General features: G+C 75.1%; 13 protein-coding genes. 5 read left to right on the forward strand and 8 right to left on the reverse strand.

Annotation, left to right across the window (positions count from 1 at the left end; all coding sequences use genetic code 11):
* Window positions 1-96 precede the first annotated feature (96 nt).
* Genes GA0074704_RS03410 through GA0074704_RS03420 form a run of 3 tightly spaced genes read left to right on the forward strand, consistent with a single transcriptional unit; the run spans window position 97 to window position 2,304 of the window.
* The gene (locus GA0074704_RS03410; protein WP_088969142.1) at window positions 97-708 is read left to right on the forward strand and encodes a 5-oxoprolinase subunit B family protein; all 612 of its coding nucleotides are present in this window, start codon (window positions 97-99) and stop codon (window positions 706-708) included.
* Complete coding sequence (locus GA0074704_RS03415; protein WP_088969143.1) at window positions 705-1,571, forward strand: 5-oxoprolinase subunit C family protein; 867 nt, start codon at window positions 705-707, stop codon at window positions 1,569-1,571. Before GA0074704_RS03410 ends, GA0074704_RS03415 begins: the two co-directional genes overlap by 4 nt.
* Window positions 1,555-2,304: a LamB/YcsF family protein gene (locus GA0074704_RS03420; RefSeq protein ID WP_088969144.1), complete on the forward strand. Its 750-nt coding sequence runs from the start codon at window positions 1,555-1,557 to the stop codon at window positions 2,302-2,304. The genes GA0074704_RS03415 and GA0074704_RS03420 overlap by 17 nt, the downstream gene beginning before the upstream one ends.
* A gap of 385 nt (window positions 2,305-2,689) precedes the next feature.
* On the opposite strand, the gene GA0074704_RS03425 is transcribed toward GA0074704_RS03420, so the two are convergent.
* The 8 genes from GA0074704_RS03425 to GA0074704_RS03455 all read right to left on the reverse strand — a co-directional run bounded on the left by GA0074704_RS03425 (window position 2,690) and on the right by GA0074704_RS03455 (window position 14,180).
* Window positions 2,690-4,522, reverse strand: coding sequence for an NHL domain-containing thioredoxin family protein (locus tag GA0074704_RS03425; protein WP_088969145.1), 1,833 nt, complete (start codon window positions 4,520-4,522; stop codon window positions 2,690-2,692).
* A gap of 121 nt (window positions 4,523-4,643) precedes the next feature.
* Window positions 4,644-7,598, reverse strand: a complete 2,955-nt coding sequence (locus GA0074704_RS03430; protein ID WP_088969146.1) for a hypothetical protein — start codon at window positions 7,596-7,598, stop codon at window positions 4,644-4,646.
* 331 nt (window positions 7,599-7,929) lie between these two features.
* Window positions 7,930-8,067, reverse strand: a complete 138-nt coding sequence (locus GA0074704_RS29005; RefSeq protein WP_013283356.1) for a hypothetical protein — start codon at window positions 8,065-8,067, stop codon at window positions 7,930-7,932.
* Between the two features lie 226 nt (window positions 8,068-8,293).
* Window positions 8,294-9,757, reverse strand: coding sequence for a dihydrolipoamide acetyltransferase family protein (locus tag GA0074704_RS03435; protein WP_088969147.1), 1,464 nt, complete (start codon window positions 9,755-9,757; stop codon window positions 8,294-8,296).
* A gap of 5 nt (window positions 9,758-9,762) precedes the next feature.
* Window positions 9,763-10,752: an alpha-ketoacid dehydrogenase subunit beta gene (locus GA0074704_RS03440; RefSeq protein WP_088969148.1), complete on the reverse strand. Its 990-nt coding sequence runs from the start codon at window positions 10,750-10,752 to the stop codon at window positions 9,763-9,765.
* On the reverse strand, window positions 10,752-11,936 hold the full coding sequence (pdhA, locus tag GA0074704_RS03445) for a pyruvate dehydrogenase (acetyl-transferring) E1 component subunit alpha (RefSeq protein WP_088969149.1): 1,185 nt from the start codon (window positions 11,934-11,936) through the stop codon (window positions 10,752-10,754). The genes GA0074704_RS03440 and pdhA overlap by 1 nt, the downstream gene beginning before the upstream one ends.
* Before the next feature lie 601 nt (window positions 11,937-12,537).
* Window positions 12,538-13,296: a hypothetical protein gene (locus GA0074704_RS03450; RefSeq protein ID WP_157743586.1), complete on the reverse strand. Its 759-nt coding sequence runs from the start codon at window positions 13,294-13,296 to the stop codon at window positions 12,538-12,540.
* Between the two features lie 197 nt (window positions 13,297-13,493).
* A complete protein-coding gene (locus GA0074704_RS03455; RefSeq protein WP_088969151.1) occupies window positions 13,494-14,180 on the reverse strand; it encodes an NUDIX hydrolase in 687 nt (228 codons plus the stop codon).
* A gap of 75 nt (window positions 14,181-14,255) precedes the next feature.
* Between GA0074704_RS03455 and GA0074704_RS29625 the strand changes: the two genes are divergently transcribed.
* Together GA0074704_RS29625 and GA0074704_RS03465 are read left to right on the forward strand one after the other, a co-directional pair.
* Window positions 14,256-15,359, forward strand: a complete 1,104-nt coding sequence (locus GA0074704_RS29625; RefSeq protein WP_088969152.1) for an SPFH domain-containing protein — start codon at window positions 14,256-14,258, stop codon at window positions 15,357-15,359.
* Entirely contained in the window at window positions 15,356-16,267 is a 912-nt protein-coding gene (locus tag GA0074704_RS03465; RefSeq protein WP_088969153.1) for a diacylglycerol kinase catalytic domain-containing protein, read from the forward strand. The genes GA0074704_RS29625 and GA0074704_RS03465 overlap by 4 nt, the downstream gene beginning before the upstream one ends.
* Window positions 16,268-16,276 lie beyond the last annotated feature (9 nt).

Consider the following 16,276-nt stretch of genomic DNA (forward strand, 5'->3'; position numbering starts at 1 on the left):
CGCTAGGTTACGACACCGTAGGTTACCTGCAAGTAATGGTGTTCGATCCCACCGGCCACCGCGAATACCGATCAGCTTACCGGTGAGGATGGCGACATGCGGATCCGTCCCGTCGGCGCGTACGCGCTGCTCCTCGACTGCGACGACCCGGACCAGGTGGAGGCGTGGCGGGCCGAGTTGTGCCGCCGCCGCGACGCCGGTGAACTGAGCGCCGTCGAGATCGTCCCGGCCGCGCGTACCGTGCTGCTCGACGGGGTGCCCGACCCCGAGCGGGCCGCCGCCCGGATCGCCGGCTGGACGCCCGCGCCGGTCACCACCACGGCCACCGCCGGTCAGGTCGACGTGCCCATCGTGTACGACGGGGAGGACCTGCCCGTCGTCGCCGGTCACTGGGGGGTCGGGGTGCCGGAGGTCGTCCAGCGGCTGCGGGACACCGAGTTCCGGGTGGCGTTCTGCGGCTTCGCGCCCGGGTTCGCGTACCTGACCGGACTGCCGGCGGCGCTCGCCGTGCCCCGGCTGGCCACCCCGCGGCCCCGGGTGCCGGCCGGGTCGGTGGCGCTCGCCGGCCCGTACGCGGGCATCTATCCGGGCGCGTCCCCCGGCGGCTGGCTGCTGGTGGGCCGGACCACGCTGACCCTCTTCGACGTGCACGCCGATCCGCCTGCCCGGCTCACCCCGGGCACCCGGGTCCGGCTGGTGGACGCGTGACCCGCCCGGCCGCCGCGGTCGAGGTGATCCGGGCCGGCGCGCTCACCACCGTGCAGGACCTGGGCCGGCCCGGCTGGGCGCACCTCGGCGTACCGCGCTCCGGCGCGCTCGACCCGGCCGCCCTGCGGCTGGCCAACCGGCTGGTCGGCAACCCGGAGGCCGCGGCCGGCCTGGAGATCACCCTCGGTGGCTGCCTGCTGCGGTTCACCACCGCCACCACGGTCGCCGTCACGGGCGCCGACACCGACCTGCGGGCCGCTGACCGTCCCGCCGATCTGGGCCGGCCGCTGTCGCTGCCAGCGGGCGCGCTGCTGCGGATCGCCCGACCCCGCGTCGGTCTGCGCAACTGGCTCGCCGTCGGCGGCGGGCTCGACGTCCCCCCGGTGCTCGGCAGCCGGTCCACCGACACCCTCTCCGGCCTCGGACCGGCCCCGCTGCGCGACGGGGACAGGCTCCCGCTCGGCGCCCCGACCGGCGACCCGGCGCCGGTGGACGTCACCCCGGGCACACCACCCCCAGCGGAGCTGCGCCTGCGGCTCACCCTGGGCCCCCGGGACGACTGGTTCACCGCCGAGGCGCTGCACCGGCTGCTGCACACCCCGTACACGGTGGGTCCGGTCGGCAACCGGGTCGGCGCGCGGCTGGCCGGCGCGGCCCTGCCCCGCGCGGTCGCCGGTGAACTGCCCAGTGAGGGCGTGGTGCTCGGCGCGGTGCAGGTCCCGGCGGACGGCCAGCCGCTGGTGTTCCTCGCCGACCACCCCACCACCGGCGGTTACCCGGTCGTCGGGGTGGTCGCCGACGTGACCCCGCTCGCGCATGCCCGACCAGGGACTACGGTGAGGTTCCATGGACCTCAACGCTGACCTCGGCGAGGGATTCGGCATCTGGCGCCTCGGCGACGACGAGGCGCTGCTCGACCTGGTCACCTCCGCCAACGTCGCCTGCGGCTTCCACGGCGGCGACCCGTCCACCATGCGCCGGGTCTGCGCGGGCGCGGCCGAGCGCGGCGTCGCCGTCGGCGCGCAGGTCGGCTACCGGGACCTGGCCGGCTTCGGCCGGCGGCACATCGCGTACGCCTTCACCGAGCTGCGCGACGAGGTCACCTACCAGCTCGGCGCCCTGGACGCGTTCTGCCGGCTGTTCCGCACCCGGGTCCGCTACCTCAAGCCGCACGGCGCGCTCTACCACGCGGCGGCGGTCGACGAGTCGCAGGCCGCCGCGCTGGTCGCCGCCATCAGCGGGTACGACCACGAGCTGCCGGTCCTCTGCGCGCCCGGCTCCACCCTCGCCCAGCTGGCGATGGGCGCCGGCCTGCGGGTGGTCGCCGAGGGCTTCGCCGACCGGGGCTACCTGCCCAACGGCGCGCTGGTGCCGCGCACGGCGCTCGGCGCGCTGGTCACCGACCCGGAGGAGGTGGCCGACCGGGCCGTGCGGATGGCCACCGAGCGGACCGTGGTGGCCGTGGACGGCACCGTCATCCCCTGCATGGTCGACTCGATCTGCCTGCACGGCGACACTCCCGGCGCGGTGGCGTCGGCGGAGATGGTGCGGGCCGCGCTGATCGACGCCGGCATCACCCCGAAGCCCTTCGCCTGAGCGCGCCGGTCCCGCCGGGCTGCGGGTCCCACCCGGGCGGCGGATCTGCTCGGGCGGGCGGTCCTGCCCTGCCGGGGACCTACCCGGTCGGTGGTGCCGCCGAGCTCAGAGGGACTCGTCGGCCGACTACAGACTTGAGAGCACAGACGACTCACCGGGAAACGTACCCTCAAGGCCGCCTGGCTGCCCGCCCGGCGCCCCCGATGGGTAGGTGCGGCGCCAGGGCCCTCGCCTGCCCGGAGCCGGCCGGCCCGCTGGCACGGTGAGTCGTCCACGCTCTCAAGTCTGTAGCGTCCCCGGAGACCCACCGGCCCGCCTCGGCCCGTGCTCGCCGGCCCACGCCCGTTGGGCCCCGCGCCTGCCGGCGGGCGGTGCGGCGGGACCGTCAGGCGTCCATGCCGCGCAGCACCAGCGGCACCCGGGTCGCGCCGCCGTCGACCACCCGCACCGGTACGCCCCAGTCCTGCCGGGTCAGGTGGCAGGCGGCGTGCTCGACGTCCGCGTCGCAGGTCGCCGCCTGGGCGGTCACCTGGAGCACGCCGGCGGGCACCGCGGCGTCGATCACCAGCCGGCGGGACAGGGCGGTGGTGGTGCCCGCCCCCTCCACCAGCAGCTCGGGCGGCGACGCCGAGACGACCAGCCGGGTGGACGGGCCGTACGTGTCGTCCAGTTTCTGCCCCGGAGCCGGCGTGAAGATGACGTCCAGGGTCAGCTCACCCGCCGCGACGTCGGTGGGCCGGCGCTCCAGCTTGTGCCGGGGCCCGTCCACCGTGCTCGCCCCGGCGGCGGTGAGCGCGCCCGGGGCCAGCCGGGTCAGCCGGTGCGCCGCCGACTCGACCACCAGCACCCCGCCGTCGGCGGTGAGCACCAGGTCGCTCGGCTCGGCCAGCCCGTCGGCCACCGTGCCGACCTGGCCGGTCTCCGGGTCGAACCGGCGCACCGCCCCGTTGTACGTGTCGGCGACCAGCACCGACCCGTCCGGCAGCGCCAGCACCCCCAGCGGGTGCTGGAGCAGCGCCCGGTCCGCCGGACCGTCCACGTGGCCGAAGTCGAAGAGGCCCTGCCCGACGGCGGTGTACATCACCCCGTTCTCCACGTACCGCACGGCGCTGGTCTCGCTGTCGGCGATCCAGAGCCGGGTGCCGTCGGCGGAGACCGACAGGCCGGACGGCTGGGCCATCCACACGTCCGGCAGCGCGCCGTCGCGCAGCGCCTCCACCGTCGTTCCGGCGTACATGCCGGCCGTACGCCGGATCGGGTCGAACCACCAGAGCTGGTGGATGCCGGCCATCGCGATGACGATCTTGTCGTCGTACCAGGCCAGGTCCCACGGGGAGGAGAGGTCGACGGAGAGCGCGTCGTGCGCGTGGTCGTCGACCGTCGAGCGCCACTGCCGCCCGGTGCCGGCGACCGTGACCACCTCGCCGGTGGCCAGCTTCACCCCGCGCAGCAGGTGGTTGACGGTGTCCGCGACGACCAGGTCGTACCCGGCCACCTCGGCGGCGTGCGCGGGCAGCAGGCACAGCCCCTGCGGCTCGGAGAAGGTGGCCGCCTCCGCCGGCCCGTCGGCGCGGCCCCGGGCGCCGGTACCGATCCGGCGCACCGGCTGCTCGCCGTCAGCCACCAGCTCGACCAGGGAGTGCCGGGCCGAGTCGGAGACCAGCAGGTTGCCGCCGTCGAGCACCACGGCCTTGCCGGGGAAGCGCAGCGCCGTCTCCGGCTCCGCCGGCGGGACGTACGGGCCGTCGCCGCGGTGCAGCGTGCCCTTCGCCTCGTGGGTGGCGATCAGCTCGTCGACCAGCCGGGCCAGCCCCTCGGCGTGCCCCTCGCCGGCCATCGTGGCGACCACGTAGCCCTCCGGGTCGACCACGGACAGGGTCGGCCACGCCTTCGCCGCGTACTGCTGCCACATGTCGAGCTCGGGGTCGTCGAGGACCGGGTGGTGCACGCCGTAGCGTTCCACGGCGGCGGCCAGCGCGGTCGGGTCCTTCTCGTGCTCGAACTTCGGCGAGTGCACGCCGATCACGACCAGCACGTCGCCGTACTTCTCCTCGAGCGGGCGCAGCTCGTCGAGCACGTGCAGGCAGTTGATGCAGCAGAACGTCCAAAAATCCAGGAGGACGATGCGGCCGCGGAGGTCGGCCAGCTTCAGGTCCCGGCCGCCGGTGTTCAGCCAGCCCCGACCGCGCAGCTCGGGGGCCCGTACTCGTGCGCTCATGTGCCCAGTCTGCCGGACGCCGCGGGTCCCCTCGGCCCACCCCCGCAGCGGCCTCGATCACACCCCGGACGTACGACGGCGGGGCCACGGATCGTCTCCGTGGCCCCGCCGTCGGGTACGCCTACTTGGTGGGTGCCGGCTTCAGGCAGAGCTTGGTGGTGCCGTCCGGCAGCACCACGTGCGGCTGGCCCGGGTCGGCGCAGGGCTTCTTGTTGTCGACCTTGGAGACCACGGTGAACGAGCCCGGCTCGCCGCAGGTCGCGGTGGCCGCCGTAGTGCCGGATCGCTTGACGCAGGAGCCGACCGCCGGATTGAACTTCGGCGCCGACTCGTTCTCGCCGCCGAGCTTGCCGAGCAGGGCGAGCAGTCCCAGCGGGATGGCCAGGATCGCCACCGCCACGAGCAGCACGACGGCCAGCACCCGGCCGTTGCGCACCTTGGGCACCGGCTGCTCCGCCTTCGGTTCCGGCTCCGGCTTGAACGAGTCGAACCGGCCCTGCTCGGGCTCGGTCGGAGCGCCCCACGACGGCCCGTCCGGCTGCCCACCGGGGAAGCCGCCCTGCTGGGCGCCCGGGAAGGCGTTCTGCTGGCCGCCCGGGAAGGCGTTCTGCTGGGCGCCCGGGAAGGCGGGCGGGAAGCCGCCCTGGTGCTGCTCGCCCACCGCCGGCTGGCCGTACGGCTGGGTGCCGTCGAGGGGCCGGCCGGCTCCGTACGGGTCGCCGGCGCGCTCGTCGGTGGGGTGCGGGCGGGTGCCGTTCATCGGCCGGTTGTTGCCGGCCGGGTCGACGAAGTTCGGCATGCCCTGCGGGAAGGCCGGCGGGGCCGGCGGGCCGGACGTGACCGGGACGGCGGCCGCGTAGGCGCGGCTCGCCGGGGGTCGGTCCTGGTCGTCGTAGTGCTGCTGCTGGCCCTGCTCGTGACCCGGCTCGTCCTGCTCCGGCTCGTCCTGCTCCGGCTCGGGGCGGGCCGGTCGGCCGTACACCCGGGGCTGCGGGGGCTGGTTGCCGCCGGGGTGCACCGGCTGGTCGGTCGGGGGTGTCACCCGGCTGGCCGTCGGCACCGAGGCGCTGGCGGAGGCGCTGCCGGCGTTGGGGTCCACGCCCGGCACCGAGGCCCGGCCGGACTCCGGCGAGGTACGCGGCCCCGGCACCAGCGGGCCGGCCGGCGACTGCGGCTCGTCCCGCGCGGCGTCGGCGCCACCCCAGGCGTCCCCGCCCTGCTCCGACGGGTAGCCGCGGCCGGCGTCGTCCCGGCCGGGCTGCTCGAACGGGCTGTACTGCGCCGGCGCCGAGTAGTCGGCCGGCGGTGCGGCGGCGAGGCTCGCGCCGGGCACCCGCTGCTCCTGCGGGGGCAGCGGTACGGCGTTGGCCGGTGAGATACCCGGCGCGGGGCCGGGCTGGTAGGCGGGCGGTTCCTCGGCGCGGTGCGGCTCCCAGCCGTTCTCGGCGGCCGGCTCGGCCTCCTGGCGGTTCCACCCGTCGCCGGGGGACCACGACGCCGCCGTCTCGGGGCCGTCCTGGCGTGCGGTGCGCTCGGCCCCCCACTGTCCGGCGTTCTCGGCGGCCGGCCCGGTCCAGGGCGGCGGGCCCTCGTCGCCGGTGACCGTGGCCGTGGCCCGGGCCGGCGGCGCGGAGGTCGGTTCGGTCCGGGGCCAGTGGGCGTTGTCGCCCCGGTCGCCCGGCTGCGGCACGGCGGCGGCGGTCGCCCACCCCCCACCGGAGGCGGGCTCGTCCGATGCCGGCCAGTCCTGCTCCGACCGCTCACCGTTCTGCTGCTGCGGAACGGCGGCGCTGCCGCGACCGACGGCCGGCTGCCCGGCGCCCGCGTTCCAGCCACCGGAGGCGGCCGCGTCGCCCTGGGCGGCGCCGTTCCAGCCGCCGGAGCGGGCGGCGTCGTCCTGCGCGGAGTCGTTCCAGCCGCCGGGGCGGGCGGCGTCGTCCTGCGCGGAGTCGTTCCAGCCGCCCGAGCGGGCCTGATCGTCCTGGTTGGAACCGTTCCAGCCGCCCGGGCGGGCAGCGTCGTCCTCGGTGGACCGGTTCCAGCCGCCGGAGCGGGCCGGGTCCTCCTGTGGCGCGTTCCAGCCGCCGGAGGTGGCGGGGTCGGCCTGCGGGCCGCGGTCCTGCTGCTGCCAGCCGCCCGAGCGCGCGGGATCGTCCTGCCCGGGGTGGGCGTCCTGGGCCGGTGCCGCCGGCTGCGGAACCTGGGCGGCGCCGCGGGCGGCCGGCTGGGCCTGCGGCCAGGCCGGTGCCGCCTGCGCGGCCTGCTGAGCCCAGGCCGGCTGGTCGTCCTGCGGGGCGGCGTTCGCCCGCCAGCCGCCCGAGCGGGCGGGGTCGTCCTGCTGGCCACCCGCGTTCCAGCCGCCCGAGCGGGAGGGATCGTCCTCGGTGGACCGGTTCCAGCCGCCGGAGCGGGCGGCGTCGTCCTGCCCGTCGTTCCAGCCGGGCCGGGAAGCGTCGTCCTGGCGGGCGTCGGCCGGCCAGCCGCCGGAGGTGGCGGGGTTGTCCGGGGCGCCGTTCCAACCACCGGAGCGGGCCTGGTCGTCCTGCTGCCCGGCGCCGTTCCAGCCGCCGCCCTGCGGGGACTCGTCCGCCGCAGGCCAGCCACCCGGGGCCGGCGCGCCCGGCTGCGGGACCTGCGCCGCGCCGCGCGCCGCGGCCTGCTGCTGCGGCCAGCCCGGTGCGGCCTGCGGGGCCTGCTGTCCCCAGGCCGGCTGGTCCTGCTCCGGGGTCTGCTGGGCGGCGGTGCCCCACGCTCCGGACTGTTCCTGCTGGGCCCAGGCGGCCTGGGAGGTGCCGGCGGCCGGCCCCCAGGTGCCCGGCGCCGGGGTCGGCTCGCCCGGCTGGGCCGAAGGCGCGGCTCCCCAGGCGGCGGTGGCCGGCTGGTCGTTCTGCGGTGCCCAGGCCGGGGCCGGAGACTGCGGCCGGTTGGCCGGTGGCGGAGGCGCCCAGCCGAGGTCGGGGGCGCCGTAGGGGCTGTTCTGCTGCGCGTTGCGGTCGCCGTACGGCGCCGGTCCGCCGGCGCCCGGCGACACCTCGTCCGGCTCCTGGCCGGGGCGGTGCGAGCCCTCGGACGTCATGGGTGCGCCTCCTCCATCACATGTCGGCCACCGATGCCGCCCGGTCGGGTCGGCAGGTGCCGGCGTCGCCGGCGATTTCGGCCGTACGGGCTCCCCGCACCGTATCCGGTCACCGCCCAGAGCCTCCGGGGAGCATCGGGTCATCACTGCGCGTCGCCGGACCGTGTCGATCAGCTTCTATCGCACCGGTCGGTTCCGGGTCGGCGGGTGGCGACCGAGCCCAACCGTACCGGGCGGTGCGGCGGGGTGGAATCCCGGGTGAAACGCCGACGACCCGCCCGGCTGGCCGGGCGGGTCGTCGATCTGGAGGAGGTGAGGAAAGTGGGTGGCGTCAGCTCATGTGACGCTGGGCGATCGCGAGGAGCTCCTCGCGGACCGCGGGCGAGTTGGCGGAACGCAGCGCGTGCTCGATGGCACGGGCCCGACGGTTGGCGTCACGGCGGGTACGGATGCGCTCGATCATGCTCATGGGTGTTCTCTCCTCCGGCTATTCGGTTGTCAGCCCCTGATGCATCCATTGAAGCGCAGACGGACCCCGATTTCCATCGATTATTAGGTGAGCTGAGCCACGCACCGAAGGATCGTAGGTCAACTAGATGGTGAACCGGAGGTTTCCAAGGCGGGAACGGCTACGGCCGGTGTGCCGGGCGTGAACCCGTGCACACCGGCCGTAGCGGTGTCGCTCATCGGAGGCGTCAGCCCCAGGCGAGCAGCGCCGCCTCCGGGTCGGCGAGGAAGTCGCCGACGTCACGCAGGAACTTCGACCCCAGCTCACCGTCGATGATCCGGTGGTCGAACGACAGGCCCAGCGTGGTGACCAGGCGCGGCTTCACCTTGCCCTTGTGCACCCACGGCATCTCGCGTACGGCGCCGAAGGCCAGGATCGCCGACTCGCCCGGGGGCAGGATCGGCGTACCGGTGTCGACGCCGAAGACGCCGACGTTGGTGATGGTGAACGTGCCGCCGGACATGTTGGCCGGGGAGGTCTTCCCGGTCTTGGCCGTCTGCACCAGCTCCGTCATCGCGTCCGCCAGCTCGCGCAGCGACAGCCGCCCGGCGTCCTTGATGTTCGGCACGATCAGGCCGCGTTCGGTGGCCGCCGCGATGCCCAGGTTGACGTAGTCCTTCACCACGATCTCGTCGCCGGCCCAGGTCGAGTTGACCATCGGGTGACGCTTGACCGCCAGCAGCACCGCCTTGGCGACCAGCAGCAGCGGCGAGACGCGGACGTCGCGCCACTCGCGCCGGGTGCGGAGCCGGTCCAGCGCCTTCATCGCCCGGGTCACGTCGACGGTCAGGAACTCCGTCACGTGCGGGGCGGTGAACGCCGAGCGGGACATGTTCTCGGCGGTCAGCTTGCGTACCCCCTTGACCGGGATGCGCTGCTCGCGGTCCGCGCCGAAGCTCGCGGCCGCCGGGGCCGCCGCCGTGACCGTCAGCGGCTCGGCCGCCGCCGGGGCTCCGCTCGCCGCCCGCTGTACGTCCTCCCGGGTGATCGAGCCCAGCGGGCCCGAGCCGGTCAGCGTGCCGAGGTCGACGCCCAGGTCCCGGGCCAGCTTGCGCACCGGCGGCTTGGCCAGCACGGCCCCACCGGCGGGCCGGTCGCCGTTGACCGCCGGGGCGGGCGACACCGGCGCGACCGGAGCCGGGGCGGCCTGGACCGGCGCGGCCGGGGCCGCCGTGGCCTGGGCCGGGACGCCGGCCTTGCGGGGCCGCCGCTTCGCCGCCGTGGTACGCGGGCCGTAGCCGACCAGCACGGCGGTCCGCCCACCCGGGGCGGCGCCACCGATCAGGCCCGGCTCGACCATGCCCTCCTCGGGCGCGATCTCCACCGCCGCCAGCGAGGCCGCCGACGGGGTGGGCAGCGCCGAGTCCGGCGCACCGGTCGTCGACTCCTCGATCGGGCCGGCGCCCGGGTCGGTGTCGATCGAGATGATCGGCGTGCCGACCTCGACCGTGGTGCCCTCCGGGTGGAAGATCGCCCGCACCTGGCCGGCCCACTTCGCCGGGATCTCGACGGCCGCCTTCGCCGTCTCCACCTCGACGATCGGCTGGTTCAGCTCGATGACGTCGCCCACCTTGACCAGCCAGGCGAGGATCTCGCCCTCGGTCAGTCCCTCACCCAGGTCGGGGAGGTTGAACTCCTTGATCCGTGACATTCCACTCACCAGCCGAAGGCGCGGTCGACGGCGTCGAGCACCCGGTCGAGGTCGGGCAGGTACTCCTCCTCCACCCGGCTGGCCGGGTAGGGGGTGTCGAAGCCGGTGACGCGTAGCACCGGGGCCTCCAGGGAGTAGAAGCACTCCTCGGTGATCCGGGCGGCGATCTCCGAACCGAGGCCCAGGTTGCCCGGGGCCTCGTGCACGACCACGCAGCGGCCGGTGCGCTTCACCGACTCGTACGCGGCGGTCAGGTCCAGCGGGGAGAGCGTGCGCAGGTCGATGACCTCCAGCTCCCGGCCGTCCTCGGCGGCGGCGGTCGCCGCGTCCAGCGCGACCCGGACCATCGGCCCGTACGCCAGCACGGTGGCGGCCGTACCGGGCCGGACCACCCGGGCCGAGTGCAGCGGGTACGCCTCGGACAGCGGGGCGTCCAGGTCGACCGGGCCCTTCTCCCAGTAGCGCCGCTTCGGCTCCAGGAAGACGATCGGGTCGTCCGACGCGATCGCCTGCTGGATCATGACGTACGCGTCCTGCGGGTTCGCGCAGGTCACCACCTTCAGGCCGGCGGTGTGCGCGAAGTACGCCTCGGGCGACTCGGAGTGGTGCTCGACGGCGCCGATGCCACCGCCGTAGGGGATCCGGATGACCATCGGGATCCGCACCTTGCCCTGCGAGCGGTAGTGCATCTTCGCCACCTGCGACACGATCTGGTCGTACGCGGGGTAGACGAAGCCGTCGAACTGGATCTCGCAGACCGGGCGGTAGCCGCGGATGGCCAGGCCGACCGCGGTGCCGATGATGCCGGACTCGGCCAGCGGGGTGTCGATCACCCGCTGGTCGCCGAAGTCCTTCTGGAGCCCGTCGGTGATCCGGAAGACGCCGCCGAGCTTGCCGACGTCCTCGCCCATGATGACGACCTTCGGGTCGTTCTCCAGGGCCCGGCGCAGGCCGGTGTTCAGAGCCTTGCCGAGGGTGAGCGTCTCCGTGGCCATCAGTGGGCGCTCCCTTCGAACGACTCCATGTACTTGGTGAACTGGGCCCGCTGCTCGTCCAGCTCCGGGGAGCCGTGCGGGTAGACGTGGTCGAACATGCTCACCGGCTCCGGGTTCGGCATGTTCAGCACCCGCTCGCGCAGGTGCACCGACTCGGTGCGGGCCTGCTCGTCGATCTCGGCGAAGAACGACTCGTCGGCGATCTGCTGCCTGGTCAGGAACGCCTTCATCCGGGCGATCGGGTCCTTGGCCTGCCAGGCCTCGACCTCGCTGGCGATCCGGTACCGGGTCGGGTCGTCGGAGGTGGTGTGCGCCCCCATCCGGTAGGTGTACGCCTCGATCAGGCTGGGGCCCTGGCCGAGCCGGGCGTTGTCCAGCGCGTGCCGGGTCACCGCGTACGTGGCGAGCACGTCGTTGCCGTCCACCCGGACACCGGGGAAGCCGTAGCCGCCGGCCCGCCGGTAGAGCGGAACCCGGGTCTGCCGCTCCAGCGGCTCGGAGATTGCGTACTGGTTGTTCTGGCAGAAGAACACCAGGGGGGCGTTGAAGACGCTGGCCCAGACGAACGACTCGTTGACGTCGCCCTGGCTGGTGGCGCCGTCACCGAAGTAGGCGATCACCGCCTCGCCGTCGTCGGTGCCGGTCTTGCCGTCGATGGCGACGCCCATGGCGTACCCGGTCGCGTGCAGGGTCTGCGCCCCGATGACGATCGTGTACATGTTGAACTTGAACTCGTTCGGGTCCCAGCCGCCCTGGTCGACGCCGCGGAACAGGCCGAGCGGCATGATCGGGTCGATGCCCCGGCAGTAGAGGACGCCGTGCTCCCGGTAGGTCGGGAAGGCCATGTCCTGCGTACGCAGGGCCCGGCCGGAGCCGACCTGGGCGGCCTCCTGGCCGAGCAGGCTGGCCCAGAGGCCCAGTTCGCCCTGGCGCTGCAGCGCGGTGGCCTCGGCGTCGAGCTTGCGGACCAGGACGAGGTCGCGGTAGAGCCCGCGGTACTCCTCGTCGGTGAAGTCGACGCGGTACTCGGTCCCGTCCGGGCCGGTCGCGCTCTCGATCCGCTCGCCCTCGGCGGTCAGCAGCTGTACGAGTTCCGGGTCACCGGCGGCCGCGGCCGCGGCCTGCTTGGAACGGGGTGCGGCCCGCCGGCCGCGGGTGGGTACCCCGGGGTCGCCCTTTGCCATCCGTCTCTCCCTGTCGTGTCTGCGCCGGCTTCGGGGGGTGACCCGTTCCGCGCAAGTCCTGCACCTGGCCCGGCCGGTGCCGGGCTGGTTCCTGGCGGCCACGCCCAACCCTTGGTGAGGGTTGCCGCGCGGCGTGAGCCGGGCTCGTTGGGGCGAACCCGGATCGGGAGCGCCGGCGCTCGTCCACGCCTGCCGCGGGTGCGCGGAGGTCGCGGCTGCACTGCCGTCGTGCCTGAATGATTGCAGAGGAGGTGAGCGGCCCCACAGTACGGCCCTCCGTACCGTCGGGCTTCCGTCTGCTTCGGGCGCTTTGTCGCTTGGAAGATTCACGCCGACGGACATTTTGTGTGTCGACACGCTGTGCCGGCTGGTGAACTGAACGTCACTGGTTCAAGCTGGTGGGGCAGATGCGTCTTAAGTGGCCTTTGTCCGTTTAAGGCTATGCCCGACCATCGCCCGTGTCGTCGACGAGGAGTGTGCCGGTGTCCGATCAGAACGACGGTCCCGGCGTACCCCTGCTCGGCCGGCACCGCGCCGGCGGCGGCTACCGCCGGGTGGTCGGCGTCCACCGGGCACCGGGGCTGACCGGCCCCACCCGGGGTTACCTCTTCACCGTCGCCCTGCTCGCCGGCACCGCGTCCATGCCCATCCTCGCCGCGATCAGCGCCGGCTCGGCCACCGTCGGCAGCACGGCCCTGCCGGAGAGCGGTACGCCCTTCATCCCGACCCCGTCCGTGGGCCCCGTGGTGATCCAACCCCCGTCGACCGGCCAGCCCGCCGCGCCGCCGAGCCGCCCGGTCCCGGTGGTGCCGACCGGCTCGGTCCCGCTGGTCCCCCCGCTCCCGGCGTCGGCCGCACCCGACCCGGCGGCGCCCGTCGCCCCGCGTCCCGGGCCGGCGGTACGCGTCCCCGCGCCGGCCGCCCCGGCCGGTCCCGTCGCGAAGCCCGCGCCCCGACGCAGTACCTCCCCGGCGGGCCGCTCCCCACGTCCCGCCCCGACCAGATCGACCACCCCGCCGCCGACCAGGTCACCCCGGCCGACCCCGCGGCCCACGCCCAGCCCGACGCCGCCCCCGCCGCAGTCGCCGCCTCCACCGCAGTCGCCGACCCCCGAGCCGACGCCGAGCCCGACGGTCACCCTCTCCGAGCCGGCGCCGTCCCCCAGTGGGAGCAGCCCGGACGGCTCCTCCGGTACGCCCACCGACCCGTCACCCACCACCACCCTGACCCCGACGACCACCGTCGCCCCCACGAGCACTGTCGCCCCAACGACCACCGTCGGCCCGACGGCGACCTGCACCCCGCCGACCACCGCCACCCCGACCACCGTCGCCCCGCCGACGACGGGAACTCCGGTCACCTCCGGCGCCCTGGCCACCTCCGGAGCGCCTACAGACTTGAGAGCGTCAGCGACTCATCGGGCTGAGTCGTTGAGGCTCTCAGATCTGTAGCGACTGAGGCGTAAGTGTCCTCGGCCCCGGGACAGCCCGAGGTGGTGGCGCATGGCGGTCCGTCTCGGGCGTCGGTGGCTCCCCGCGGGGTCCGGAGCGAGAGTTGTCAGCGGTGCTGGCGGAGCATGGGCGGGTGCAGGAGGGTGGCCGGACCGCGCCGGAAGAGCTGAGCCGGGCGTCCCCGGTCACCCTCGGTGGATCGGCCGACCGGCTCCACGAAGCCGGGCGTTCCGGTGACCTTGCGGTGGAAGTTGCGGGGGTCGAGTCGGGTGTCCCAGACCGTCTCGTAGACCGTCCGCAGCTGCGCCACGGTGAACTCCGGCGGGCAGAAGGCGGCGGCCAGCGGGGTGTACTCCAGCTTGGCCCGGGCCCGTTCCAGCCCGTCGGCGAGGATCCGGTCGTGGTCGAAGGCGAGCCGGTCCCGGGCGACCTTCGTGACCGGCACCCACTCGGCCGCCGCCGCGTCGGTGCCGGCGACCGGGGTGGGCAGGTCCGGTAGGAGCGCGAGCCAGGCCACGGTGACCACCCGGCCGCGCGGGTCCCGCCCCGGGTGGCCGTACGTGCCGAGCTGTTCCAGGTGCCCGGCCGGCTCGGGGAGGCCGGTCTCCTCGGCCAGCTCGCGGACGGCCGCGTCGGGCAGGTCCTCGTCGATGCCGACGAAGCCGCCGGGCAGCGCCCAGGCCCCCTCGTACGGGGGGATGCCGCGGCGGACCAGCAGCACGGCCAGCTCGTCTGCGCGGACGGTCAACACCACCAGGTCGGCGGTCACCGCGAAGGGCGGGTACTCGGCCATCTCTTTATCACCACCTTGACGATAAGGTACCAGAGCGTTTATCGTCGTGATGACGAAAAGGGGAGGGCGAGAACCATGGCCGACGTTTCGAGGCGACTGTTCCTGCGGCACCTGCGCGGGACCCCGACCACCTGGGTACGGCTGGGGGTGGGCGGTCGGGTCCGGCGCGAGGGCGTCGGGCTGTCCTTCTGGTACCGGCCGCTCAACGCGGTGCTCAGCGAGGTGCCGGTGGACGACCGCGAGCTGCCGCTGCTGTTCCACGCCCGCACCGGCGACTTCGCCGACATCACCGTGCAGGCGACGGTGACCTACCGGGTGGCCGACCCGGCGCGCGCCGCCGGCCGGCTCGACTTCTCGGTCGACCCGCGCACCGGCAAGGCCCGGGCCCGCCCGCTCGACCAGGTGGCCACCCTGCTGGCCGAGCTGGCCCAGCAGCCGGCGCTCGACCTGCTGGCCCGGGTGCCGCTCGCCGAGGCGCTGACCACCGTCGCGCCGGTCCGCGAGGCGGTCGCCACGGCGCTGGTCGACGAGCCCCGCCTGACCGACCTGGGGGTCGCCGTGGTCAGCGCCCGGGTGGTCGCCGTCCGGCCCGAGCCGGAGCTGGAACGGGCGTTGCAGACCCCCACCCGGGAGGCCGTCCAGGTGCAGGCCGACCGGGCCACCTACGCCCGGCGGGCGCAGGCCGTCGAGCAGGAACGGTCGATCGCCGAGAACGAGCTCCAGAACAAGATCGAGCTGGCCCGCCGGGAACAGCAGCTGGTCGAGCAGCACGGCGCGAACACCCGCCGCCGGGCCGAACTCGACGCCGCCGCCGAGCTGGCCACCGCCCAGGGCAAGGCGGAACGGGAGAAGGTCGCCAACGCGGCCGCCGCCGAACGGGCCCGGGTGCTCGCCGCCGCCGAGGCGGAGAAGGAGCGGGTGCTGGCCATCGGCACCGCCGAGAAGGAACGCGCGCTCTCGGCCGCCCGCGCGGACGGCGTACGCGTGGTGGGGCACGCCGAGGCCGAGGCCGAGGCGGCGAAGCTGGCCGCGTACGCGGAGCTGCCGCCGGAGGTGCTGCGGGTCCTGACCGTCCGCGAGCTGGCCGGCCGGCTCCCGCAGATCGGGCAGCTCACCGTCACCCCCGACGTGGTGACCGACCTGCTGGCCCGGCTGGCCGGACCGGCGACCGGCCGATGAGCGCGACCCTGGCCCCCCGGGTGGTCGTGGTGAGCCGGCGCAGCGAGCTGGACGAGCTGCTGGGCCGGCACGGCACCCGGGCGGCCGCCGCCTGGTACCTGCGCGAGCGGGGCCGGGACCTGGCGGAGGTCGTCGACCGGCACGACGCCCTCCAGGCGGCGCTGACCACGGTCGGCGCCGCCGTCCCGGCGGACTGGCGGCGCGGCGCGGTGGACCGGGACGACCTGCCCCGGTTCCTGTTCGGGCCGGAGGACGTGGTGGTGGCGGTCGGGCCGGACGGGCTGGTCGCCAACGTGGCGAAGTACCTCGACCGGCAGCCGGTGGTCGGCATCGACCCGGAGCCGGGCCGCAACGCCGGGGTGCTGGTCCGGTTCACCGCCGGGCAGCTCGGCGGCCTGCTCCCGGCGGTCGTCGCGGGCGCCGCGCCGACCCGGCGCCGGGCCATGGTCCGGGCCGCGCTCGACGACGGGCAGGAGCTGGTCGGCCTCAACGAGGTGTACGTCGGGCACGCCTCCCACCAGTCCGCCCGCTACCAGCTCACCGTGCCCGTGGAGGGGCGGGCACGGCGGGAACGGCACTCCTCCTCCGGGGTGGTGGTCGGCAGCGGTACGGGGGCGACCGGCTGGTGCGCGTCCATCGCGCGCGACCGTCCGGGTGCGCCGCGGCCGCCCGCCCCGGAGGAGGAGGCCCTCTGCTGGTACGTGCGGGAGGCGTGGCCGTCCCCGGTCACCGGCGCGACCCTCACCGCGGGCAGGCTGGACCGGGCCGACCGGCTGGAACTCGTCGCCGAGTCCGACGGCCTGGTGGCCTTCGCGGACGGCCTGGAGGCCGACCGGCTGGCGCTGACCTGGGGCCAGCGCCTCACCGTCGACGTCTCCCCCCGGCACCTCACCCTCGTCGAGCCGTGACCAGGACCG

The sequence above is a fragment of the Micromonospora siamensis genome (assembly GCF_900090305.1).
Taxonomy (GTDB): domain Bacteria; phylum Actinomycetota; class Actinomycetes; order Mycobacteriales; family Micromonosporaceae; genus Micromonospora; species Micromonospora siamensis.